Annotated in this window: 18 protein-coding genes and 1 pseudogene; 8 read left to right on the top strand and 11 right to left on the bottom strand. The window is 61.8% G+C overall.

What is annotated here, in order from left to right:
* Positions 1 to 64: 64 nt before the first annotated feature.
* The gene (locus EQW76_RS21765; protein ID WP_142831340.1) at positions 65 to 991 is read left to right on the top strand and encodes a ribokinase; all 927 of its coding nucleotides are present in this window, start codon (positions 65 to 67) and stop codon (positions 989 to 991) included.
* A gap of 36 nt (positions 992 to 1027) precedes the next feature.
* Here EQW76_RS21765 and EQW76_RS21760 read toward each other — a convergent pair whose 3' ends face one another.
* A complete protein-coding gene (locus EQW76_RS21760) occupies positions 1028 to 1957 on the bottom strand; it encodes a LysR family transcriptional regulator (RefSeq protein ID WP_143123236.1) in 930 nt (309 codons plus the stop codon).
* Between the two features lie 159 nt (positions 1958 to 2116).
* Here EQW76_RS21760 and EQW76_RS21755 point away from each other — a divergent pair, with 159 nt between their 5' ends.
* Positions 2117 to 2944, top strand: a complete 828-nt coding sequence (locus EQW76_RS21755; RefSeq protein ID WP_142831285.1) for an alpha/beta hydrolase — start codon at positions 2117 to 2119, stop codon at positions 2942 to 2944.
* Positions 2945 to 3016: 72 nt separating this feature from the next.
* Complete coding sequence (locus tag EQW76_RS21750; protein WP_143123235.1) at positions 3017 to 3919, top strand: glyoxalase; 903 nt, start codon at positions 3017 to 3019, stop codon at positions 3917 to 3919.
* A 207-nt stretch (positions 3920 to 4126) separates the two neighbouring features.
* Here EQW76_RS21750 and EQW76_RS21745 read toward each other — a convergent pair.
* Positions 4127 to 4297 (bottom strand): annotated as a pseudogene (locus tag EQW76_RS21745) (Fic/DOC family N-terminal domain-containing protein); the annotation flags it as partial.
* 324 nt (positions 4298 to 4621) lie between these two features.
* Here EQW76_RS21745 and EQW76_RS21740 point away from each other — a divergent pair.
* Together EQW76_RS21740 and EQW76_RS21735 are read left to right on the top strand one after the other, a co-directional pair.
* Positions 4622 to 5779 (top strand): alpha/beta hydrolase-fold protein, encoded by a 1158-nt coding sequence (locus EQW76_RS21740; protein ID WP_143123234.1) that lies wholly within the window; start codon positions 4622 to 4624, stop codon positions 5777 to 5779.
* Positions 5780 to 6000: 221 nt separating this feature from the next.
* Entirely contained in the window at positions 6001 to 7029 is a 1029-nt protein-coding gene (locus tag EQW76_RS21735) for a GH25 family lysozyme (RefSeq protein WP_142831282.1), read from the top strand.
* A 31-nt stretch (positions 7030 to 7060) separates the two neighbouring features.
* Here EQW76_RS21735 and EQW76_RS21730 read toward each other — a convergent pair whose 3' ends face one another.
* A complete protein-coding gene (locus EQW76_RS21730; RefSeq protein WP_143123233.1) occupies positions 7061 to 8386 on the bottom strand; it encodes an FAD-binding oxidoreductase in 1326 nt (441 codons plus the stop codon).
* 238 nt (positions 8387 to 8624) lie between these two features.
* On the opposite strand from EQW76_RS21730, the gene EQW76_RS21725 reads away from it, so the two are divergent.
* Positions 8625 to 9101 carry an Lrp/AsnC family transcriptional regulator gene (locus EQW76_RS21725; RefSeq protein WP_111218735.1) on the top strand — a complete coding sequence of 159 codons (477 nt, stop codon included), beginning with the start codon at positions 8625 to 8627 and terminating at the stop codon, positions 9099 to 9101.
* A 13-nt stretch (positions 9102 to 9114) separates the two neighbouring features.
* On the opposite strand, the gene EQW76_RS21720 is transcribed toward EQW76_RS21725, so the two are convergent.
* The 7 genes from EQW76_RS21720 to EQW76_RS21690 all read right to left on the bottom strand — a co-directional run bounded on the left by EQW76_RS21720 (position 9115) and on the right by EQW76_RS21690 (position 17581).
* Positions 9115 to 10776 (bottom strand): ABC transporter ATP-binding protein, encoded by a 1662-nt coding sequence (locus EQW76_RS21720; protein WP_143123232.1) that lies wholly within the window; start codon positions 10774 to 10776, stop codon positions 9115 to 9117.
* Positions 10776 to 11618, bottom strand: a complete 843-nt coding sequence (locus EQW76_RS21715; RefSeq protein ID WP_143123231.1) for an ABC transporter permease — start codon at positions 11616 to 11618, stop codon at positions 10776 to 10778. Before EQW76_RS21715 ends, EQW76_RS21720 begins: the two co-directional genes overlap by 1 nt.
* Positions 11619 to 11620: 2 nt before the next feature.
* Complete coding sequence (locus EQW76_RS21710) at positions 11621 to 12571, bottom strand: ABC transporter permease (protein ID WP_111218659.1); 951 nt, start codon at positions 12569 to 12571, stop codon at positions 11621 to 11623.
* A 92-nt stretch (positions 12572 to 12663) separates the two neighbouring features.
* Entirely contained in the window at positions 12664 to 14277 is a 1614-nt protein-coding gene (locus tag EQW76_RS21705; RefSeq protein WP_142831278.1) for an ABC transporter substrate-binding protein, read from the bottom strand.
* Positions 14278 to 14341: 64 nt separating this feature from the next.
* Entirely contained in the window at positions 14342 to 15058 is a 717-nt protein-coding gene (locus EQW76_RS21700) for an HAD-IA family hydrolase (RefSeq protein WP_143123230.1), read from the bottom strand.
* A gap of 268 nt (positions 15059 to 15326) precedes the next feature.
* Entirely contained in the window at positions 15327 to 16700 is a 1374-nt protein-coding gene (locus EQW76_RS21695; protein WP_142831276.1) for an aspartate aminotransferase family protein, read from the bottom strand.
* A 14-nt stretch (positions 16701 to 16714) separates the two neighbouring features.
* On the bottom strand, positions 16715 to 17581 hold the full coding sequence (locus EQW76_RS21690) for a GNAT family N-acetyltransferase (protein ID WP_244615466.1): 867 nt from the start codon (positions 17579 to 17581) through the stop codon (positions 16715 to 16717).
* Positions 17582 to 17927: 346 nt separating this feature from the next.
* Here EQW76_RS21690 and EQW76_RS21685 point away from each other — a divergent pair, with 346 nt between their 5' ends.
* On the top strand, positions 17928 to 18596 hold the full coding sequence (locus EQW76_RS21685; protein ID WP_143123229.1) for a haloacid dehalogenase type II: 669 nt from the start codon (positions 17928 to 17930) through the stop codon (positions 18594 to 18596).
* Between the two features lie 11 nt (positions 18597 to 18607).
* The gene (locus tag EQW76_RS21680) at positions 18608 to 19885 is read left to right on the top strand and encodes an FAD-binding oxidoreductase (RefSeq protein ID WP_143123228.1); all 1278 of its coding nucleotides are present in this window, start codon (positions 18608 to 18610) and stop codon (positions 19883 to 19885) included.
* 57 nt (positions 19886 to 19942) lie between these two features.
* Here EQW76_RS21680 and EQW76_RS21675 read toward each other — a convergent pair whose 3' ends face one another.
* Positions 19943 to 21400 (bottom strand): NAD-dependent succinate-semialdehyde dehydrogenase, encoded by a 1458-nt coding sequence (locus EQW76_RS21675; RefSeq protein WP_142831273.1) that lies wholly within the window; start codon positions 21398 to 21400, stop codon positions 19943 to 19945.
* Positions 21401 to 21413 lie beyond the last annotated feature (13 nt).

Below are 21413 nucleotides of genomic sequence, written 5' to 3'. Positions count from 1 at the left end.
GAGACGGGCGATAGGACGGATATGATCCGGCGCGGACACTGAACGTCGACAAGGGGTGGTCATGGTGGGAACAGGCGTTACGATCCTCGGCATCTTTGTGGCCGACACAGCTTATCTGGCACACCGGATGCCGGATGTCGGCGAAACCATCAAGGGCAGCGGCTTTGCCGTCGGCCCCGGCGGAAAAGGCTCGAACCAGGCGGTCGCGGCCGCCAAGGCCGGTGCCGAGGTCTCGTTCATCTCCAAGATCGGCCGCGATACATTCGGCGATCTTGCGCAGAAAACCTATGCCGATGCCGGGGTTAAGCCGCTGCTGGTGATCATGGACGACGAGCCGACGGGCGCGGCCTTCATCTATGTCAACGACAGCACCGGCGACAACGCCATCATCGTCTATCCGGGCGCTGCCGGGACCATCGGGGTCGATGATGTCGAGGCGGCGCGCGAGGCGATCCGCCAGTCGGCCGTGTTTGTCACGCAACTCGAGCAGCCGGCCGTCGCCGCCTTGCATGCCCTTGCGATTGCCCGCGCTGCCCGCGTCACAACGATCTTCAATCCGGCACCCGCCGAAACTTTTCCCGAGGCGATGCTCGACCTGTGCGACTATATCATCCCGAACGAGACGGAGGCTGCAGCCCTCGTCGGCTTTTCCCTCGACACGATCGCGGATGCGAAGCGGGCCGGCGAAGCGCTGGTCGCGCGCGGTGTCGGTGCCGCCGTCATTACGCTCGGCGGGCGTGGCGTCTATTACCATGACGCAGGCACATCCGTGCATGTTCCGGCCATGAACTACGGACCGGTGATCGACACAACGGGCGCAGGCGATGCGTTCGTCGGCGGTTTTGCTGCCGCGATATCGCGCGGTTCGGCGCCGCTCGATGCCGTCAGCTTCGGCTGCGCCACCGCCGGCATCGCGGTGACGCGACGCGGAACGGCGCCCGCCATGCCGACGCGCAGCGAGATCGAGGCGCTGCTTGCTTCGACAAAGTAGATGCTGGTGTAACGTCCCGTCGTCCAGGCCGCAGCCTCAGGATCTGACTGTGGGCCCAGTCCACTGCGCGCGGGAAAACTCGCGCGTGAAATGCTCGATCACGGCCTTGACCCTGAGAGGCCGCAAGGGGCTGGGCGGAGTGACGAGGTAGAGACCCAGCGATGTCGCCGACCACTCCGGCAGGCCTGTTTCGAGCTTGCCCGCCTCGAGGTCGCGCCACACCATGAAATCCGGCTGCAGGGCGAGCCCTTGGCCGGCCAGCAAGGCGGGGTTCAAGATGTCGACATTATCCGTCCACATGGAGACCGGCGGCGCGACGATCTGCTCGCCAAGGACGGGATGCGTGAATTTCCAAACCCCTCTGGAGGGGCCGCCCGTATAGGCAAGCGCCCGATGGTCTGCAAGCTCGCCGGGAGTTTTGGGGCGTCCGTATCTGTCGAAATAGTCCGGCGACCCCACCAAAAGGATCCGCACGGTGGCAAGGCGTCTGGCAAGCAGCGACGAATCCTCCAGGCTGGCGATGCGGAGTGCGAGATCGTAGCCCTCGGCGATCAGATCGACCTTGCGATCGCTCAGCGAGAATTCCAGCGTGATCTCCGGATAGGCTTTTAGAAGGGGCGGCAAGGTCGCCCCGAGATACGCCGTGCCGAACGACAGCGGTGCGCTGACCCGCACGAGGCCGCGCGGCATATCCGTCTGCTCCGACGCCTCTTCTTCCAGCGCCCGGGCCTCATGAAGGATGCGGGTCGCACGTTCGAGCGACGACCGCCCGGCCTGGGTGACCGAAAGGCGCCTGGACGTGCGGGCGAACAGCGAGAAACCCAGCCGCTGTTCCAGCCGGGAAATCGCCTTTGAGACGGTCGGGTTCGACAGGCCCAGCTCTTCCGCCGCCCGCGAGAATGAACCGAGTTCGGCGACTTTGGCGAAGATGGCCCAGGCTTCCAGATCGGGGAGTCGCGTTTTCATTGTCATTTCAGGAAACAATATGTTTCCAATGTTTCTATTTCGTCAAGTGGAAATCAAGGTCATCTTCAGGGTGTCGGAAAAACGCGGTTCCTAACCAGCCGCCCGGCCGCCAACGACCCGAGCACATCATCATCTGAAACCCCAACATTGGAGACGACCATGCCCACGATCACCACACAGGACGGAACCGAAATCTTCTACAAGGACTGGGGTTCTCGGGATGCCCAAGTCATCATGTTCCACCACGGCTGGCCGCTCTCCTCAGACGACTGGGATGGGCAGATGATGTTCTTCCTCGACAAGGGATACCGGGTCATCGCCCACGACCGCCGCGGCCATGGACGCTCCTCGCAGATCGGCACCGGCCACACTATGGACACCTATGTTGCCGACGTCATGGCGCTCACCGATGCCCTCGACCTACAAGATGCCATCCATGTCGGCCATTCCACGGGTGGCGGCGAGGTTGCCCGCTATGTGGCCAATGCCAAGGCCGGGCGCGTCTCCAAGGCTGTCCTTATCAGCGCTGTTGCGCCGATCATGGTCAAGACGGACCGCAATCCGGATGGCGTGCCCATGGATGTCTTCGACTTCGTTCGCGACCAGACGGCCACCAATCGTTCGCAGTTCTTCTACGATTTCACGATGCAGTTTTTCGGCTACAATCGCGAGGGTGCCGATGTGAAGGAAGGCGTCCGTCGCAACTGGTGGCGGCAGGGCATGATGGGAAGCGTGCTCGCCCACTACCAGGGCATTGCGGCCTTCTCGGAGACCGATTTCACCGAAGACCTAAAGAAGATGGCAGTGCCGACGTTGGTGATGCATGGCGAGGACGACCAGGTCGTGCCGTTTGCTACGACCGGCAAGATCTCGGCTTCGATCGTTCGGGGCGCCGTCCTCAAATCCTATGCCGGTTATCCGCACGGCATGCCAACGACCCATGCCGATGTCATCAATGCCGATCTGCTGGCCTTCGTCCGGAGCTGATCCCCGATGCCATCTTGGGTCCTTCTGAGCCACGATGGCATTCCAATCCTATCAAGGAAATTTCCCATGTGCATGCAAACGACAAGAGCTCGGGCCCTGCGACTGACTGTGGCTGTGGCAATGCTTGCCTTGCCGCCCTTAGCGGCTTTTGCTGACGACGCCGGCGTTGCCGTAGGTCCGCAATACGACACGACCCACGTCTATCTCGACGTTGGTGACGTCGATCGTTTCATTGCCAGCTTCACGGCGACATTTGGCGGCACATCGACGAAGCAGGTGGTCGCGACGGTAACGCCGACGCCGAGCTCCACGACATCGCAGCTGATCCAGACGTCGGCAGGGCTGGTTTCTCTTTTCGGCTTCAAGACGCCGATACCCTATCCATTCGGCACCGAGCGGACCGGCTATCTGGTCAAGGATCTCGACAGCGCCATTGCCGCGGCCCGGAAAGCAGGCGCCGCCGTCGTTGTCGACAGTTATCCCGATCCGATTGGCCGGGATGCCATCGTTCAATGGCCGGGTGGCGTCAACATGCAGCTTTACTGGCATACCAAGGCACCTGCCTATGCGCCGCTTCAAACGGTTCCCGAAAATCGCGTCTACCTGTCTCCAGACGTTGCGGATGTCTTTGTCGCGGATTTCGTAAAATTCTCGCAAGGCAGGGTAGTGTCCGATACCAGTGACGCGGCGGGTACCGACATCGGCCGTGACCGCGCCGACACGTATCGCCGCATCCAGCTGGAATCGGCCTTTGGAACAGTGACGGTGCTGGTGACCGATGGTCATCTGCCTTACCCCTTCGGCCGGGAGACGACAGGCTACGAGGTGACCGACCTTGAGGCAACGCTTGGGAAAGCGACGGCATCGGGTGCGACAATCCTCGTGCCGCCATTCGCAGCCAACGGACGGGAGGCAGCGATGGTGGAGTTTCCAGGAGGCTATATCAGTGAAATACACAGCGTTGCAGAACGATAGGTTCGACCGGTTAAGAAAGCCTCCGCACGAGCACGGACACCGGCCCGCAGCGCTTCTCCGAAAGCGAGATCAGCAAGCTCATGATCGACAAGTTCGAGCAGCCCGGTAGGCGGCTTTCGAAAAGCACATGCGAGACGAGGACATCCGCCTCGGCCGCGTCCAGGAGCTCACCAGGTCGCTAAAGGGTCCTGCCGAAGGGCAGCCGGTCTGCGCCCCGGTCTCGAAGCAGAGCAGGTCCGAAAGGGTCGATTGCGTGCGCTCGATCTGGGACGAGAGGGCCGCGTCCTTCCTCACATACATATAGAGGAACAGCTCCTGGCGCGGGAGCAGCATGGTGATGCCGTCCAGACCCCCCAAGGCGTGCTCCGCCAGGCTCACGAGGGCGCGCACCATGTCGCCCGCAACGGGCAAGTTCCAGGCTCAGACCGAACCCTTACTATAAAGATCCTGTCATTGCAAAACCGAGGGTCAAAGGAGGGGGTATGTCAGAAAAGGTAACCCGTGCCGTGAAGGGCAGGGCGTGCCTATGGCCATTGTCCGGCGAGGAGAGGCTCAAACGCGCTGCTTCCTTTCCAACCCGCTATCTGCCTCTCGATCGGTACCCTTTTCTGCTCCCCAGCGTAATTATGTTGAAAGTTTATGGGCCATCCTTAGGCTGACCAGCCGAGTCGTCTGTTTTGAAATTTTTTGGAGGAGGTTTTCATGCGGTTGCTTTTGCCTGTTCTCTCGATTGCCGGATGCCTGATCGGCATACCCGCGTCTGCTGTCGATCTGCCGGCGGCGGCGCCCTCGGACCGTCCGTTGAAAGAGTTCGTGACCTCGGTCGAGAAAGACGGATCGATCATCTTCCGCTTGTATGCGCCGTCGGCCAAATCCGTGTCTGTGGTGCTGGGGACCGGCGATCCAATGCCAATGCAGCGTAGCGACACCGGCGTGTGGTCTATGCAAAGCGAACCGCTGAAGCCCAATCTCTATGAATACTACTTTAACGTCGACGGGTTCCGCAGCATCGATACCGGCAGCAATGCGCCCAAACCGCAGCGGCAAGTCAATAGCAGCCTCATTCTGGTGCCCGGCAGTATTCTCGACACCCGCAATGTCGCACACGGCGATCTAAGGCTCGTAACGCTGCATTCGAAGGCTCTGAAATCCGAGCGGCAGATGTATGTCTATACGCCGCCCGGCTACAGCGACGCCTCCAAGCGGCTCCCCGTGCTCTATCTTTATCACGGCTTCGGCGACACCGCCGCGTCCTGGATTAGCCAGGGCAGGGCGCCGCAGATCCTCGACAATCTCATGGCGGAAAACAAGATCCGGCCGATGATCGTCGTTATTCCGGACACGGAGACCGATGTGGATGAGGCCATCGCCGAGAATTTCCCCGCCGCAGACCGGCGCAAGACATTCTATCCCGTCAATGCTGAGGCAGCGGACCGCGAGCTGATGGAAGACCTCATTCCCTATATGAAAAGCCATTACCGGGTTCGCAACGACGCCGACGGCCGGGCCGTGGCCGGTCTGTCGCAGGGCGGATACCAGGCGCTTGTCTCCGGCTTTTCGCATCTCGGCACCTTCGGCTGGGTGGCGACCTTCAGCGGCGTGTCGACCACGACTGTGCCTAACAAGGCCGTTGACGATGCCTTGAACGATCCTGCCAGGATCAACAGGAACCTGCGCAATTTCACCGTGACGGTCGGCACCAAGGATCAGGTGACCGGCAAGGACATCGCCGGCCTCAAAGCGACATTGGACAAGAACAAGATCGCTTATGAATACCACGAATATCCTGGCCTGCAGCACGAGATGGATGTGTGGCGGCCGTCATTCGTGACGTTCCTGGAGAGGCTGTTCAGGAAATAACGACCTGCAGACTTTCGGGCACGAATATCGAAACGGAGGGCATTGTCCGGCGGATGACGGAATGTTGAACGAGAAACCTCGCTTTGCGGTGCGAGGAAAAATGCAAATGTCTGCTGCGTAAAGATCGCATTCAGTCTTTTTTGCTAATCTGGTGTTAGTAATTGGCGCCGGCGCGGTCATTCGCCCGTCTCCATGGGCGATTGTCTTGCGTACGGGTTCTCATGCGTTCATTCATTTTGTCAGCAATCGTCTCGGCCTGCGTGCTTTTGTCCGGCTGCACATCGCGTTCGGCGCCCGAGGCTGCCGCCGCCGCTGTCCCCTCACAGGAGACGACGGGTTCGATCACCCGACCATCGGCCGTGGTGCCGCCGGCCAATGTCGGGCAGTCCGCGCCGAAGGTCGTGGCCGCGCGCGGCCAGTCGAATTTGGCAGGGGCAATGCCGGAACCATTGGGCTTTGCCTCTCCTTCCGGCAACATCGGCCTGCCAGTGCCGGGCTCGCGGCCCGCGCTCCAGGTGGCGATGGCGATGCCGGAGATGCCTTCCGCCGCACGCTCCGCCGGGCAGATCTACGGCCATCGGTTCAGGGATGCCAAGCCGATGAATTTCGGGCGATCCAACCCGCGCAAGCTCGAGGTCCACGGCGTCGACGTTTCGCGCTGGCAGGGCGATATCGACTGGGACCGGCTGCGCACGCAAGGGGCGAACTTCGCCTATATCAAGGCCACCGATGGCGGCGACCATCTCGACCCGATGTTCAAGACCAACTGGCGCAAGGCCAAGGAAGCCGGCGTGCGCCGCGGCGCCTACCACTTCTTCTACTGGTGCCGCACGGCCGGCGAGCAGGCAGACTGGTTCATCCGCAACGTACCCCGCGAGGCCAATGCGCTGCCGCCCGTCATCGATGTCGAATGGAACGGCCAATCGGCCTGCAAGCAGCGGATTTCACGGGCAAAAGTGCTCGAAAAGATCCAGGTTTTCGCCGAGAAACTGGAGCGCCATTATGGCCGCCGGCCGATCATCTACACGGCGCCGGATTTCTATCGCGACAACCTGCAGGGCGAACTGCTGGATTATCCCTTCTGGCTGCGCTCCGTTGCCGCTCATCCGTCGGAACTCTATCCCGGGCGCAAATGGCTGTTCTGGCAATATTCCGGCTCCGGCCTGACGGACGGCGTGCGTGGCAAGATCGACCTCAACGTGTTCCACGGCAGCGGCGGCGAGTGGCAGAACTGGGTCGCGTCGCGATGAGCGTCACCGGCGCCCCGTGGCGTCGGCATGCTCAGAAGTCGGCAACCTTGCCCCAGACCGATTTGCTCAACCGCGCGGGGTCGTAAGGTACCGGGTCTACCAGCGGCGGCGTTCCGGCAATGATATCAGCCACCAGATGGCCAGCGCCCGGTCCGATGCCGAAGCCATGGCCGCTGAGGCCGGCCGCGAGGATCAGCCCGGGGAGGCTCGCAATTTCGCCGATGGCGGGAACCCCGTCCGGCGTGCTGTCGATGTAGCCGGCCCAGGCGCTCTCTTGGCCGATATCCTTTAGTCCCGGCAGAAGCTTTCGGGCCCGCCGCAGCGTCTCGTCGATCTGCGATTGATCCGGCGTCGGGTCGAGGACGCGATTGCGCTCCATCGGGGTGGGGGCGTCGAGCCGCCATTTCGTGACGCTCTCGTGTCCTGATCGCCATCCCTCGGCCCCGCCCAGCGCCAGGCTGCGGCGGCGCTTGGCAAACATCGGCACGAACTCGCGGGCAAAGCGCACCTGTTGCGCCGTCGGATCGACACGCGCCCGGCCGCTGATGGCCAGCGTGTAACCGCCATTGCCCCGGCGCGTCACCGAAACCTCGGCAGTGTGAAGCGCATCTGGAATGCCTTCGGCGCCCGGTCCCACCGACAGAATCGACGACCGGACCGAGGCTTGCGGAAAGCGGATGCCGAGCTGGCGGCAGAAGGAGGAGGCCCAGGCGCCGCCGGCCAGCACAACGGTCTTTGTTCGGATGGTGCCGGCCTCTGTGATCACGCCGCTGACGCGCCCGGCCTCGGTTTCAACGCCCCGCGCAGCACAGAGCTGGTGGACGGAACCGCCGGCCGCGATGATGCCGCGTGCCACGATCGGTGCCGCACGGGCCGGGTCGGCGATGCCGTCGCTCGGCGAAAATACGCCGCCTTTCCAGCGCTTGCCGGTTGCCTGTCCGCGCTGTGTGGCCTCATCGGCAGTGAGCACGTGGGTCGTGACCCCGACGGTTGCCGCAAAATCGCGCCAGCGGGCCCAGCCGGCTATCTCGGCTTCGTTGTCGCTCAGATAAAGCAGCCCGCACTTGGTGAAGCCGACGTCCTCGCCGAGATCGCCGGCAAGCTTGTCCCACAGGGCGAGACTTTTCGTCGCCATCGGCAATTCGCGGGCATCTCGATTTTGCTGGCGGCACCATCCCCAGTTTCGGCTGGATTGCTCCGCGCCGATGTAGCCCTTTTCGACAAGTGCGACGCGAAAGCCGCGACGGGCGAGATAATATGCCGAGAAGGCGCCGACGACGCCTCCGCCGATAACGACGACATCCGCTTCCGCAGGCAAATCCGGTGTTGTCTCGATCTTGAAAAGCGGCGCGGGCATGCGATTTCTCCAATGAAGACATAATTATAGCCAGAGGCTTGCGCTAGCGTTTGCCGCAGAGCATGGCCAATCAGCATTTCATGGCGTGACTGCCGTCGCTGGAAGATTATTCTGCTTAACTTGTCAATTGCGCGATTTGCAGGGCGAGAGCGGCCTTGCCCGGCTTGATGCATTTTTCATTCCGCATAATATGCTGCAGCAAGCGCGGTGAATGAGCACCGGACGTCATGGAGCGCTGATGAAACTCGACCGGATCGACATCAAGATTCTCTCCGAACTGCAGAAGAACGGCCGCATCACCAATGTAGAGCTGGCGGATCTGGTCAACCTGTCGCCCAGTCCCTGCCTGATGCGGGTCAAGAAGCTGCAGGCGGAAGGCTATATCGTCAGCTACTCGGCACAGATCAACGTTGCCAAGCTCGGGCAGACCCTGACGGTCTTTACGGAAGTGACGTTAAAGAACCATCGGCAGATCGATTTCGCCCGGTTTCTGGCGGCCATCGAGAAGGTCGACTCCGTCATCGAGTGCCATCTGGTCTCGGGCGGATACGATTATCTCATCAAGTTCGTCACCGGCAGCATCACCGAATACCAGACGATCATGGAACGCCTCATCGACATGGATATCGGCATCGACAAATATTTCAGCTTCGTCGTGCTGAAATCGCCGATTACCCGGTCGCATATGCCGCTGACCAGCCTTTTCCCGATGTAGCCGGCCGCCGATCTCAGCGCTTTGCAAAGGCCGCAACGAGTTCAGGGTCCCGCTCGAGGCCGTCGAGCCAGGTGGGATCGAGCTTCGGCACCGAGGAATAAAGCAGCCGCGAATAGGGATGTCCGCCGGGATTGCCGAAGTCGGACGGCGCGATCTGTTCGATCTTTTCGCCGGCATACATCACCGCGATCTCGTCGCAGATCGCCTGCACGACCGAGAGATCATGGCTGATGAAGATGTAGGACAGCCCGAGCTCGGTCTGCAGCTCTTTCAGCAGATCGATGATCGCCGCAGCCACGACGGTGTCGAGCGCCGAGGTGATCTCGTCGCAAAGAATGAGTTTGGGCTCGGCCGCAAGCGCTCTTGCCAGATTGATGCGTTGTTTCTGCCCGCCCGACAATTCGGCAGGTCGCCGGGATTTCACGCTGCGCGGCAGATGCACCATGTCGAGCAGCTGGTCGATGCGGGCTTGCCGCTGGCCCTTCGCCATGCCGTGATAGAAGGCAAGCGGTCGCTCCAGAATGTCTGAAATCGATTTGGACGGGTTGAGCGCGGTGTCTGCGAACTGGAAGACGATCTGCAGCTTGCGCAATTCGTCGCGATGGCGGCTGGCAGCGTTTGGCGCCAGTTCCTTGCCGTCGAAAATGATATGGCCGGACGCCGGCGACAGGATGCCGGCAATTGCCCGGGCCAATGTCGACTTTCCGCAGCCGGATTCCCCAACGATGCCGAGGTTCTGGCCGTAGTCGAGTTTCAGGCTGACGGATTTCAGCGCCAGAGCCAGCGGCAATCCATTCGGCTGGATCGGGCCATAGCCGGCCGACAACGCATCCACCTCCAGCAGCGGCTGTCGCGCCGACTGCTCTACTGGGGCCGGTGGGATCCGCAGGGTCGGCTTGAAGGCTGCCACGAGTTGGCGCGTGTAGGGGTGCTGCGGCGATGCCAGGATTTGCGCCGTTTTGCCGATTTCCTGGATTTCACCTTCCTTCAGAACGACGATGCGATCGGCGATCTGGGCAACGACGGCAAGGTCGTGGGAAACATAGACGCCGGCAAGGCCGCCCTTTTTCATGACCGACTTGAAGGCCCTGAGCACGTCGATCTGGGTCGTCACATCGAGCGCCGTTGTCGGTTCGTCGAAGATCACCAGCTTCGGATTGCCGATCAGCGCCATGGCGGCCGAGAGCCGCTGCAACTGGCCGCCGGAGACCTGGTGCGGATAGCGCGCGCCGATGGTCTCGGCGTCGGGCAGGGCCAGCGCCTTGAACAGTTCGACCGCCCGCGAACGGGCCTGGTCGATGGACATCAGCTTGTGGATGCGCACGACCTCGATCACCTGATCCATGATCGTCTGCGCCGGATTGAAGGCTGCGGCAGCACTTTGCGGCACGTATGCGACTTGCGTGCCGCGCAGGCTGGCGAGGCGCTTTTCGGGCAGGGCGGCCATGTCGTTGCCGGACAACAGGACCGAACCGCCACTGATGCGACAGCCCGGACGCGTATGGCCCATCATCGTCAGGGCAATGGTCGTCTTGCCCGAACCGCTTTCGCCGATCAGCGCGACGATCTCGCCCTCGGCGATATTGAAACTCACATCGCGGATGATTGCCACGGTGCGGTTGGCATCGGTCTTTGCCTCGACCTCGAGATTGCGGACTTCGACAAGGTTTGCCATCACATGCTCCGGTCTCTGATTTTATGCGGCAGGTTGTCGATCAGAAGATTGACGCTGATGGTGAGGCTGGCGATGGCGATCGACGGAAAGATCACCGCAGGGGCTGCAAAAGGCAGGCCGCCGATGTTTTCGCGCACAAGCGCGCCCCAGTCGGCGTTCGGCGGCTGAACGCCGAGGCCGAGGAAGGACAGGCCCGAAAGCAGCAGAACAATGAACACGAAGCGCAGGCCGAGATCGGCAAGCACGGGGCCGAGGATGTTCGGCAGGATTTCCGAACCGATCAGGTAGATGGTCTTCTCGCCGCGGGCCCGGGCGACAGTGACATAGTCCATCGTATTGATGTTGACGGCGAGCGCCCGGCTGAAGCGATAGGCGCCTGGCGTGTAGATCACGGCCAGGGTGACGATGAGCACCGGTATGGAGGAGCCGACAGCGGCAACGACGACGAGCCCGAAGAGCTTGCTCGGAATGGAGCTCAAGGCGTCGAGAAATCGGGAGAGGCACGTGTCGAACCATCCTCCGGCAACGGCGGCACTCATGCCGAGCGCGACGCCGGTGAAACAGGCGACAGCCACGGCGGCAAGCGATATGCCCACAGTGTAGCGCGCGCCCATCAAGATACGCGACAGGATGTCTCGGCCGAGATAATCGGTGCCGAGCAGGAATTTTGCGGAGATCGGTCCGAAGTAGTCGTAGTCGACGATATCGGCGATAGAATAGGGGATCAGCAGGGGCGCGAAAATAGCGACCAGTGACCAGGTAAGGATGATGGTCAGCCCGAGGACGCCGACGATGTTGAAGCGGTAGCCGAAACGTGCCGGGGATACGGAGAAATTTGCCATGGTCAGCGCAGCCTCGGGTTGGACATGATGGCGATGATGTCGGCAATCGTGATCAGGATCAGGTAACCGAAACAGAAGATCATCGAACAGGTCTGGATGAGCGGGAGGTCGCGCGTCGCCACCGCATCCACCATCATCTTGGCAATGCCGGGATAGTTGAAAATCGTCTCGACGATGATGACGCCGCCGAGCAGGTAGGACAGCGACAGCGCGACGGCATTGACGATCGGTCCTAGCGCGTTGGGAAGCGCGTGCTTCAACACGATCCTCGTTCGCGAGGCCCCTTTCAGAAGCGCCATTTCGATGTAGGGCGTTCCGAGCGTTTCGATCACCGCTGCCCGCGTCATGCGGATCATCTGCGCCGAGATGACGAAGCTCAGCGTGATCACCGGCATGGCAAAGACCCGCAGAAGCTCGCCGAAGCTGTGGACCTCATTGGCGAAGGAGAGCGCCGGAAGCCACTTCAGATACACCGCGAAGACGAGTACGGCTGACGTCGCGACCATGAATTCGGGCACGGAAATAACGGCTATGGTCACCGTGGTGACGATCCGGTCGAAGATCGAGCCCCGTGCAATCGCCGAGGTTATGCCCAGTGTCAGGGCCAGCGGCACGGAGAACAGGGCAGTGGCAGTCGCCAGTTTCAGCGTGCTGAGGAAGCGCGGACCGATCAGCTTTGCGATGGGCATGTTGTTGGCATAGGAGATGCCGAGATCGCCGGTGACGAAACCGCCGAGCCAGTGGATGAACCGGTAGAATGCAGGGTCGTCGAGATGCATCGCGGTCCGCAAACCCGCCACGGCTTCCGGTGTCGCTGCCTGACCGAGAAGGATCTGGGCGACATCGCCCGGCAGCATCTCGGTTGCGAAAAACACGGTGAAGGACACGATCAGCAAGGTGACGACAGCCACGAGCAATCGGTTGATCACCAACACGAGGACGTGGAGGTTCATGGGCGCTCCGCAGGGGGACGGTGCTTTCAAAGCACTGTAGCATGGAGGGGGGCCGGAGACACGATGGATCTCCGGCCGGCTTCATGGCGGTGCTAGGCCTCGAGCCAGACATACTCTGCGAACGCATATCCCATCATGCCGCCGAGCGGATTGGATTCCAGCCCCTTGAGCTTGGAGGAAATGGCGTCGACATTCGAGATGAAGGCGGGAATGGCGGTGCCGGCCTCTTCCGCGATCATCACCTGCATCGCATTGTATATTTCCTTGCGCTTGGCCTGGTCCAGCATGCCGCGCGCTTCGATCATCATCGTGTCGAACTTGGGCGACTTGTACTGGCTCTCGTTCCAAGGGGCGTCGGAGGAATAGAGGAGCGAGAACAGGATATCCGGCGTCGGGCGTGGATTGATGTTGCCGAAATGAATCGGCGCCTTCAGCCAGTAGTTCGACCAATAGCCGTCGGAGGGAACGCGCTGCACGTCGAGCTTCATGCCGATCTCGGCGCCGGCTGCCTGGGCGACCATGGCCATGTCGATCGACGAGGTGGCCGCATCCGAGGCCACGACGGGGATCGATTGTCCCAGCACGCCGGCCTTCTGGAAGTGGAACTTTGCCTTTTCGGGGTCGAAGGCTTTCGGCTTCAGATCGGCGTTGTAATAGATGCTGGCCGGGGAAATCGGCTGGTCGTTGCCGATCTCGGCCAGGCCGCGCAGCACGGATTTCTGGATCTGCTCCCTGTTGAGCAGGTATTTCATGCCGGTGACGAAGTCGGCCTTGTTGCCCGGGCTCATGTCGAGGCGCATGTTGAGGTTGGTGTAGTTGCCCGATGTCGTCTTGGAGATGGCGACGGAGGGCTGGGTTTCGAGCAAGCGCATGGAGCGCGGATTGATCGAGGCTGCGAGCTGGATGTCGCCGGAAATCAGCGCATTGACGCGGGCGCTATCGTCGGAGATGGCGAAGAACTCGAAGCTGTCGAGGTGCGGGCCGCCCTGCTTCCAGTAGTTCTTGTTCTTGGTTGCAAGGGATCGCACGCCGGGCTCGAAGACTTCGCAAACAAACGCGCCGGTGCCGTTTGCCTTGGAGAAATCGGTCGTGCCGTCGGCCAGGATCATGAAGTGATGCATGGCGAGAATGGTCGGCAGGTCGGCATTGGCGCTGGCGAGCGTGATCTCTACGGTGAGGTCGTCGACGGCCTTGAAACCGGTCATCTGCTTGGCGATCGAATTGACCTTCGATCCGACGGCCGGGTCGAGGTGGCGCTTCAGCGAGTAGACGACGTCGGCGGCCTTCAGCGTCTTACCGTCGTGGAACGTGACCCCCTTGCGCAATTTGACGGTCCAAACCTTTGCGTCCGAGCTTTCGACGCTCTCGGCAAGTTCCATCTGCGTTACGCCGGCCTTGTCGAGGAATGTCAGCCGGTTGTAGAAGGCGCAGCAACGGACGTAGTCGGTCGACAGCGATGCCTTGGCCGGGTCGAGCGTATCTGCCGTCGAAGCCGACCAGCCGGCTGCTTTCAGCGATCCGCCGGAAACAGGCGTGGCGGCAATCGCGCTATTGGCGCGGCCGAGGATCAGGCTGCCGGCAGTGGCGGCAAGGCCTCCGGCCATCATCATCTTCAGAAGATCGCGGCGGCTTGCACCACGGCGAATGGCGTTCTCGACCATGGCATCGTCGGAAGACGTCCAGTTTAAAAATTTATTGTCAGACATGCGCATTCCCCTTTTATTGATTGTGTGAAGGCATTGCCGTGTCCGTCCGGGGCTCGTTGAAGCCTCAGGCGGCGTTCGTCTGTTCCACGGCATCCGCAAGCGCTGCCATGGAGGTAAAGTGGAAATCCGGCTTGGTGAAGGCTACAGGCTCGATCGTGCCGCCATAGCCCTTCTGGGCGTGGCGTCGCTCGATCCAGCAGTTTGCTATGCCAAGCTGCCTGGAGATCCCGATGTCGTGATACTGGCTCTGCGCGACATGCGGGATGTCGGCGCGGGAGCCGCCTTCGGACGTTATGGAGGCGAGGACATGCTCGAAAAATGCCGGGTCTGGCTTTTCCGTGCCCGTGTCGTCGGCGGTAAAACCCTTGAAGAACGGATTGCCGAGCGCTTGCGAAAAGCACTCGAACGCCCAGCGCTGGGCATTTGTCATGGCGATGAGCTTGAAGCGCTTGGCGAGGCGGGCCATTGCATCGGCGCTGTCGGGAAATGCCATCCACGTCTTTGCCGAGTCACGCAGCCGCTCACCCAACCGGGCCTCCGCCGGCAGTCCGAGCGCCGGTGCAATGACCATGTAGACACGCACGAGATCATCCGGGAAAAGCCCGACATCCGGCATGTAGCGGGCATTGCGATAAAGGCTGAGCGCCGTTTCGCCATCGACGGACTTGCCGTTCTCGGCGGCAATTTCCTGCAGGCAGCCGATCAGCCCGCCCTCGAAGTCGATCAGCGTGCCGACCACGTCGAAGGTCAGATATTTGAAGCTTTCAAATGTCTTTTCCAAGCCTCTAGTCCTTTCTCGGTGGACCCTTGGTCCTCCTCTGCAGCGTCCTAACAGAACGATATGCTGTGTGCATTTCAGGCGATACGACCCTGTTGAGACTGCCTGATCGCTTTGTTTGCGGCTTTTGACCGCCGGTTGAAGGACAGTGTCTCAGTTAACGGGCACCGAATGCGCTTAAAGACGGAAGTGCCACGGCAGAAAATTCCGAATATTCAGCCACCGCGGTATTTCGGCCCGCATGATTCTCGCTCATGGGGAACCGGTGATCTCACGCCATGGCGGCACGGATATCCGGATCTTCCAGCGTCTGGTCCAGCGTTTTGCGCGTACGCTCGACGATGGCATCGATTTCGGCCTCCGTGCAGCAGAGCGGCGGCGCATAGCCGAGAATGCCGTTGCCGAAGGCGCGCACGACCAGCCCGTTATCCCAGGCGCGGTCGAAGATGCGGCGCGACGGGTCCGCCGCTGCCGGCAGCGGGGTCTTGCGCTCCTTGTCGGTGACAAGTTCGAGCGCCGCCAGCATTCCGCGACCGCGGACCTCGCCGACCAGCGGATGACTGGCGAGGCTGTGCAGGCCCTCCATCAGGCGGGCACCGGCCTTGCGGCCGTTGTCCAGCAACCCGCCCTCATAGAGACGCAAGACTTCGAGGCCGACGGCGGCGCTGACCGGATGGGCGGAATAGGTATAGCCATGTCCGACTGCAGCGCTGCCGGCGCCGTCGGCGATGGTCTGGTAGATCTTGTCGGTCATGAATACGGCGCCCATCGGCACATAGCCTGAGGTCAGCCCCTTGGCGACGGTCATGAAATCCGGAACGATGTCCTCCTCGCTGCAGGCAAACAGCGGTCCGGTGCGGCCGAAACCGGTGATGACTTCGTCGGCGATGAACAGAATGTCGAGTTCGGTGCAGAGATCGCGCATCGCCTTGATCCAGCCTTTCGGCGGCACGATGACGCCTCCGGACCCCTGGATCGGCTCGACATAGAATGCAGCGACGCGGTCCGCGCCGAGGACCTCGACCTTGGCACGTAGTGCAGCTGTCGACGCGGCAATGATCGCCGCATCGTCGCTGCCGACCGGGTTGCGATAGGCGTAATGCGACGGGATTTTATGCTGCCAGTCGAACGGGATGCCGAAGCCTGCATGAAACACCGGCAGGGCCGTCAGCCCGGCGCCGACCGTCGATGAACCGTGGTAGCCCTGTTCGACGGAGATGAACTGGTCTTTCGCGGGCGTGCCCTTGGCATGGTAATAATAGCGGATGAAACGCACCGTGCTGTCGATGGCATCGGATCCGCCGAGCGTGAAGTAGACATGGTTGAGATCGCCGGGCGTCCGATCGGCAAGTTCGGCGGCAAGACGGATGGCGGGTTCTGAACCGAGGCTGAAATAGCCGGTGGCGTAGGGCAGCTCGCGCATCTGCTGCGCGGCGGCCTCGACGATGCTTTCCTGGCCGTAGCCGGCATTGACGCACCACAGGCCGGCAAAACCATCGATAAGCTGATGGCCCGAGGCATCCGTGACCGTCGCACCCTTGCCGGATTTCAGAACCCGCACGCCGATTTTCTCGTGGGTCCTGTAGGACGCGACCGGATGGACGAGATGGGCTCGGTCGAGTTCGATGAGTGAGTTGCTCAGCATGGTCGTCTCCTGATTTAGCCAAGCGCCTGGCTTGCAAGGGCAAAGGTTTGAAACGCGGATGTCCCGGTGGAAGGCTTGGCGCTGCGCCGCATGGCGATGCCGCCGCCGACATTGGCAAGGCCCTGCGCCTCCAGCCACGATGCCAGACCGCAGACCTTTGTGGTGTCGACCCGGACGAATTGCCCGTGGCGGGCTTCGATGAGACCGGCGATCAGGGTCTTGGCCTCGTCAGCATGTGCGGCCACCACGGGACCGATGACCTCGCCGTGACCGAACGCGCGCAGGGCGGCAAAGGCGGTGATCTTGCCGGCGGGGCGCAGGACGGCGATCCGGCCGGCCTGGTGCAGCGCCTCTATAAGGTCGAAGCGTTCGAGGCCGGAGGCTGACTGGTCCAGCGTTGCGCAATCGGCAAGGTCTTCGACACTTGCCCAGTCAACGCTGGCTTCACCATTTCCAGCACCCAGGGCGCCCTGATGCTGGAGGATCCGGCCGGTCTCCTTGAAGCCAAGCTTGGTGTAGAGCGGCAGGCCTTCCTTTGTGGCGTTCAGGCGGCACTCGCGATCGCCACATTCGGCGAGCGCCATATCCATCAGCCGCCGTCCGATGCCACGGCCGCGCATCGCCTCGTCAACGATGACCATGTTGATGGTGGCGGCCGCAGCCCCGTAGAGGGTCACAAACGTGGTGCCGACCACGCGCCCGTTCTCGATGGCCACGAAGCCGACGCTGAGCGAGAGCACCATCGCCCAGTCTTCCAGGCGGTGCGGCCAGCCGGCCTGACGCGAGAGCGTCAGCGCGCCTTCGAGATGGTCGGCAGAAAACTTCACGATGTCGATGTGGCTTGGGTCGATGTGGCTGGGGTCGATCTGGTCTGGCGGCATTCTCTTGTTCCGGATAATCCTGTCCTGTCTTCATTGATAGCGCCGGCGTGCAGGTAGAACCTCCTGACCATGGGGTTGGCGGCAACATGTTTGCATCGTCTTTCCGGAGGGGCGCCGCATCTTATGCCGTGGGTCGAGCCATGCCGGGCGACAGGGACGACCGGCCGGGACAGCCGGCGCAACTCTCTGCCAAACGGCTATTGAGATACGCAACAATCTGCTTTCAGTCACAGCAATTGCGGTCAACGACATATCCGGGACGCGACTATGATCGGGTCAACAAGGCGCCGGGCACTGGCGCCAATATCCCGTCACCAGCCCAAAACCAGTAAGGAATTTGAGAGCGATGTCCCAGTTTCGGCCCAAATACATCACCTTCGACTGCTACGGAACGCTGACCCATTTCCAGATGGCGGAGGCGGCCGAGAAGATCTATGGCGGCCAACTCGAAGCCGCCGCCATGAAGCAGTTCATCAAGAATTTCGCCGCCTATCGCCTCGACGAGATCCTCGGGGACTGGAAGCCCTACAACGAAGTCATCCACAATGCCGTCGAGCGCACCTGCAAGAGGAACGGCGTCGCCTTCAACGATGCGGATGCGCGCTCAATCTACGAGACAGTGCCGAGCTGGGGACCGCACGCCGACGTTCCGGCTGGCCTTGCCAAGGTTGCCAAGGAAATTCCGCTGGTTATCCTGTCGAACGCCATGAACGAGCAGATTATGTCGAACGTCGAAAAGCTCGGCGCGCCATTCCATGCGGTCTACACCGCTGAGCAGGCCAATGCCTACAAGCCGCGCTTCCAGGCATTCGAATATATGTTCGACATGCTCGGCTGCGGTCCGGAAGATGTTCTGCATTGCTCGTCGTCGTTCCGCTACGATCTGATGTCGGCCCACGATCTCGGCATCAAGAACAAGGTCTGGGTCAACCGTGGCCATGAGCCGGCCAATCCTTATTATGAATATACCGAGATCAAGGACATTTCGGGCCTGCCCGGCGTCGTCGGGCTCTGACGGGGATGGCGATGCAGTTCAAGTCCTACTGGCACGATACAGCGCCCGCTTTCGCGGCGGCCAGCAAAGGCCCGGTCGAAGGCCATTACGATGTGGCCGTGATCGGCGGCGGTTTCGGTGGCCTGTCGGCAGCCCGGCACCTGGCGAAGGCCGGGGTCAAGGTCGTCGTCCTCGAGGCGGCCCATGTCGGCGCGGGCGCATCGGGTCGCAACGGTGGACACCTCAACAACGGCATCGCCCACGGTTTTGCCTCTGCCCGGAAGGAACTCGGGGCGGAACGGGCGAAGGCGCTCTACCGCGCCTTCGACGCTTCCATCGATACCATTGAGCGCATCGTTACGGAGGAGGGCATCGACTGCAATTTTCGCCGTGCCGGCAAGCTGAAGCTCGCCTCGAAGCCGGAGCATTTCAAATCGATCGCCGCCAATTTCGAGCTCGTCAACCGAGACGTCGATCCCGACACGGCCCTGTTGACGGCGACTGACCTGCGGCACGAGATCGGCTCGAATGCCTTCCACGGCGCCATGCTGTCGAAAAAGAGCGCCATGATGCACATGGGCCGCTACGTCGCGGGGCTTGCCAACGCCGCCGTGCGCCATGGCGCGGTGATCTTCGAGAATTCCGCGGTGACGGACCGCAAGGTGGCAGGCGCCAGGCATACGCTGACCACAGCGCGTGGCAGCGTCACCGCCGATGCAGTCTTTGTGGCAACGGGTGCCTATACCTCCGGTCCCTTCGGCTATTTCCGGCGCCGCATCGTCTCGGTTGGAAGCTTCCTGCTGGCCACCCGGCCGCTGACCGATGCCGAGGTCGCCGACGTCATGCCGGGCAACCGCACCTGCGTCACCTCGCTCAACATCGGCAACTACTTCCGCCTGTCGCCGGACCAGCGGCTGATCTTCGGCGGCCGTGCCCGGTTTTCGGCATCGTCGGATCAACGCTCAGACGACAAGAGCGGCGCCATCCTGAAGGCGAGCCTGCGCCAGATCTTTCCGCAGCTGGGTCAGGTCGAGATCGATTATTGCTGGGGTGGCCTCGTCGACATGACCAAGGATCGCTTCCCGCGCGCCGGCTTTGCCGACGGTGTCTGGTATGCCATGGGTTATTCCGGCCACGGAGCGCAGATGGCAAGCCACATGGGGATCGTCATCGCCGACGCGATCATGGGCAAAGCCGACCGTAACCCAGTCTCCGGTCTTGAATGGCCCGCTATCGCCGGCCATTTCGGCAAGCCATGGTTCCTGCCGATGGTCGGGCTCTACTACAAGACGCTCGACCGGTTCCAGTAAACCAAAGATCTCACGAACAGGGACGGAGAGTGATCTCCGCCCCTGTTCGCGTCCGTGTCAGCCAAGTCCACCGATGTGGAAGCTCTTCATTTCGAGATATTCCTCGATCCCGCATTGTCCGCCCTCGCGGCCGATGCCGGATTGCTTGACGCCGCCGAAGGGCGCGACCTCCATCGAGACGGAGCCGGTGTTGAGGCCAACCATCCCGAATTCGAGCGCCTCCGCCACCCGCCATGAGCGTCGCAGGCTCTCGGTGTAGAAATAGGACGCCAGGCCGAACGGGGTGGCGTTGGCGATTTCGATGGCTTCCTCTTCGGTGTCGAACCGGAACAGAGGAGCGACTGGACCGAATGTCTCCTCGTTGGCCAGCAGCATGTCCGTTGTGGCGCCACCAAGCACGACAGGGACGGCATATTGCTTGCCATCTGGCATTGCAGGTCTCTCGGAAATGATGCGAGCGCCCTTGGCAAGTGCATCCTCGATATGGCGATCGATCTTGTCGATGGCCGCCTTGTTGATCATCGGTCCGATATCCACGGGTTCGCCGGCCCCGGGGCCGACCTTCATGACGGAGACCCGGGCCGCCAGCTTTTGGGCAAACGTGTCATAGATGCCGGATTGCACGAGAATGCGGTTGGAGCAGACGCAGGTCTGCCCGCCGTTGCGGAACTTGGACGCAAGCGCGCCGTCGATCGCCAGATCGATATCGGCATCGTCAAAGACGATGAACGGCGCGTTGCCGCCGAGTTCCAGGCTGAGGCGCTTGATGCTGTCGGCGGCGCCCCGCATCAAAAGCGAGCCGACGCGGGTCGATCCGGTGAAGGATATCTTGCGCACGATCTCGTTCGCCATCATCTCATTGCCGATCTCGGCCGGCATGCCCGTGACGATATTGATGACACCTGCCGGGATGCCGGCACGCTCGGCCAGCACGCCAAGGGCCAGCGCGGAAAATGGCGTGAATTCAGAAGGCTTGACGACCACGGTGCAGCCGGCCGCAAGCGCTGGAGCGACCTTGCGGGTAATCATGGCGTTCGGGAAATTCCACGGCGTGATGATGGCGCAGACGCCGACGGCCTCCTTCAGCACGATGATCCGGCGATCTGCCGTGGGCGATGGGACGGTCGTTCCGCCGACGCGGCGGGCTTCCTCGGCAAACCACTTGACGAAGGATGCGCCATAGCGGATTTCGCCCAGCGCTTCCGCCAGCGGCTTGCCCTGCTCGAGGGTCAGGATCATGGCGAGATCCTGCTCGTTTTCGAGGATCAGGCGGTGCCAGGCTTCCAAGAGCGCTGCCCGTGCCGCATGGGTCTTGGCCTTCCAGGGGGCGAAGGCTGCCCGCGCTGCTGCGATTGCCTCGCGTGTTTCATCGCCGCTGACATCGGGAACGTGCCCGATAATACCTTGCGTCGCCGGATTGGTGACCGGCACCGACGAACCGGAGGCAGCGTTGCGCCAGATGCCGTCAATGACGCATTGCTGCCGGAAGAGGTTGTTGTCCTTCAGAGTGTCCATTTTGGCGTTCCTT

This window comes from Rhizobium sp. rho-13.1 (assembly GCF_007000305.1).
In the GTDB taxonomy this organism is placed as follows: Bacteria; Pseudomonadota; Alphaproteobacteria; order Rhizobiales; family Rhizobiaceae; genus Rhizobium; species Rhizobium rhododendri.
The sequence above is the reverse complement of the archived record's forward strand: the minus strand, read 5'-3'. Positions and strand labels throughout refer to the sequence as shown.

Coding starts and splice junctions, on each gene's coding strand:
- EQW76_RS21760 (WP_143123236.1), bottom strand. CDS start 1,957: ATGAAAACGCGACTCCCCGATCTGGAAGCCTGGGCCATCTTCGCCAAA.
- EQW76_RS21755 (WP_142831285.1), top strand. CDS start 2,117: ATGCCCACGATCACCACACAGGACGGAACCGAAATCTTCTACAAGGAC.
- EQW76_RS21750 (WP_143123235.1), top strand. CDS start 3,017: ATGCAAACGACAAGAGCTCGGGCCCTGCGACTGACTGTGGCTGTGGCA.
- EQW76_RS21740 (WP_143123234.1), top strand. CDS start 4,622: ATGCGGTTGCTTTTGCCTGTTCTCTCGATTGCCGGATGCCTGATCGGC.
- EQW76_RS21735 (WP_142831282.1), top strand. CDS start 6,001: ATGCGTTCATTCATTTTGTCAGCAATCGTCTCGGCCTGCGTGCTTTTG.
- EQW76_RS21730 (WP_143123233.1), bottom strand. CDS start 8,386: ATGCCCGCGCCGCTTTTCAAGATCGAGACAACACCGGATTTGCCTGCG.
- EQW76_RS21725 (WP_111218735.1), top strand. CDS start 8,625: ATGAAACTCGACCGGATCGACATCAAGATTCTCTCCGAACTGCAGAAG.
- EQW76_RS21720 (WP_143123232.1), bottom strand. CDS start 10,776: ATGGCAAACCTTGTCGAAGTCCGCAATCTCGAGGTCGAGGCAAAGACC.
- EQW76_RS21715 (WP_143123231.1), bottom strand. CDS start 11,618: ATGGCAAATTTCTCCGTATCCCCGGCACGTTTCGGCTACCGCTTCAAC.
- EQW76_RS21710 (WP_111218659.1), bottom strand. CDS start 12,571: ATGAACCTCCACGTCCTCGTGTTGGTGATCAACCGATTGCTCGTGGCT.
- EQW76_RS21705 (WP_142831278.1), bottom strand. CDS start 14,277: ATGTCTGACAATAAATTTTTAAACTGGACGTCTTCCGACGATGCCATG.
- EQW76_RS21695 (WP_142831276.1), bottom strand. CDS start 16,700: ATGCTGAGCAACTCACTCATCGAACTCGACCGAGCCCATCTCGTCCAT.
- EQW76_RS21690 (WP_244615466.1), bottom strand. CDS start 17,581: ATGCCGCCAGACCAGATCGACCCCAGCCACATCGACCCAAGCCACATC.
- EQW76_RS21685 (WP_143123229.1), top strand. CDS start 17,928: ATGTCCCAGTTTCGGCCCAAATACATCACCTTCGACTGCTACGGAACG.
- EQW76_RS21680 (WP_143123228.1), top strand. CDS start 18,608: ATGCAGTTCAAGTCCTACTGGCACGATACAGCGCCCGCTTTCGCGGCG.
- EQW76_RS21675 (WP_142831273.1), bottom strand. CDS start 21,400: ATGGACACTCTGAAGGACAACAACCTCTTCCGGCAGCAATGCGTCATT.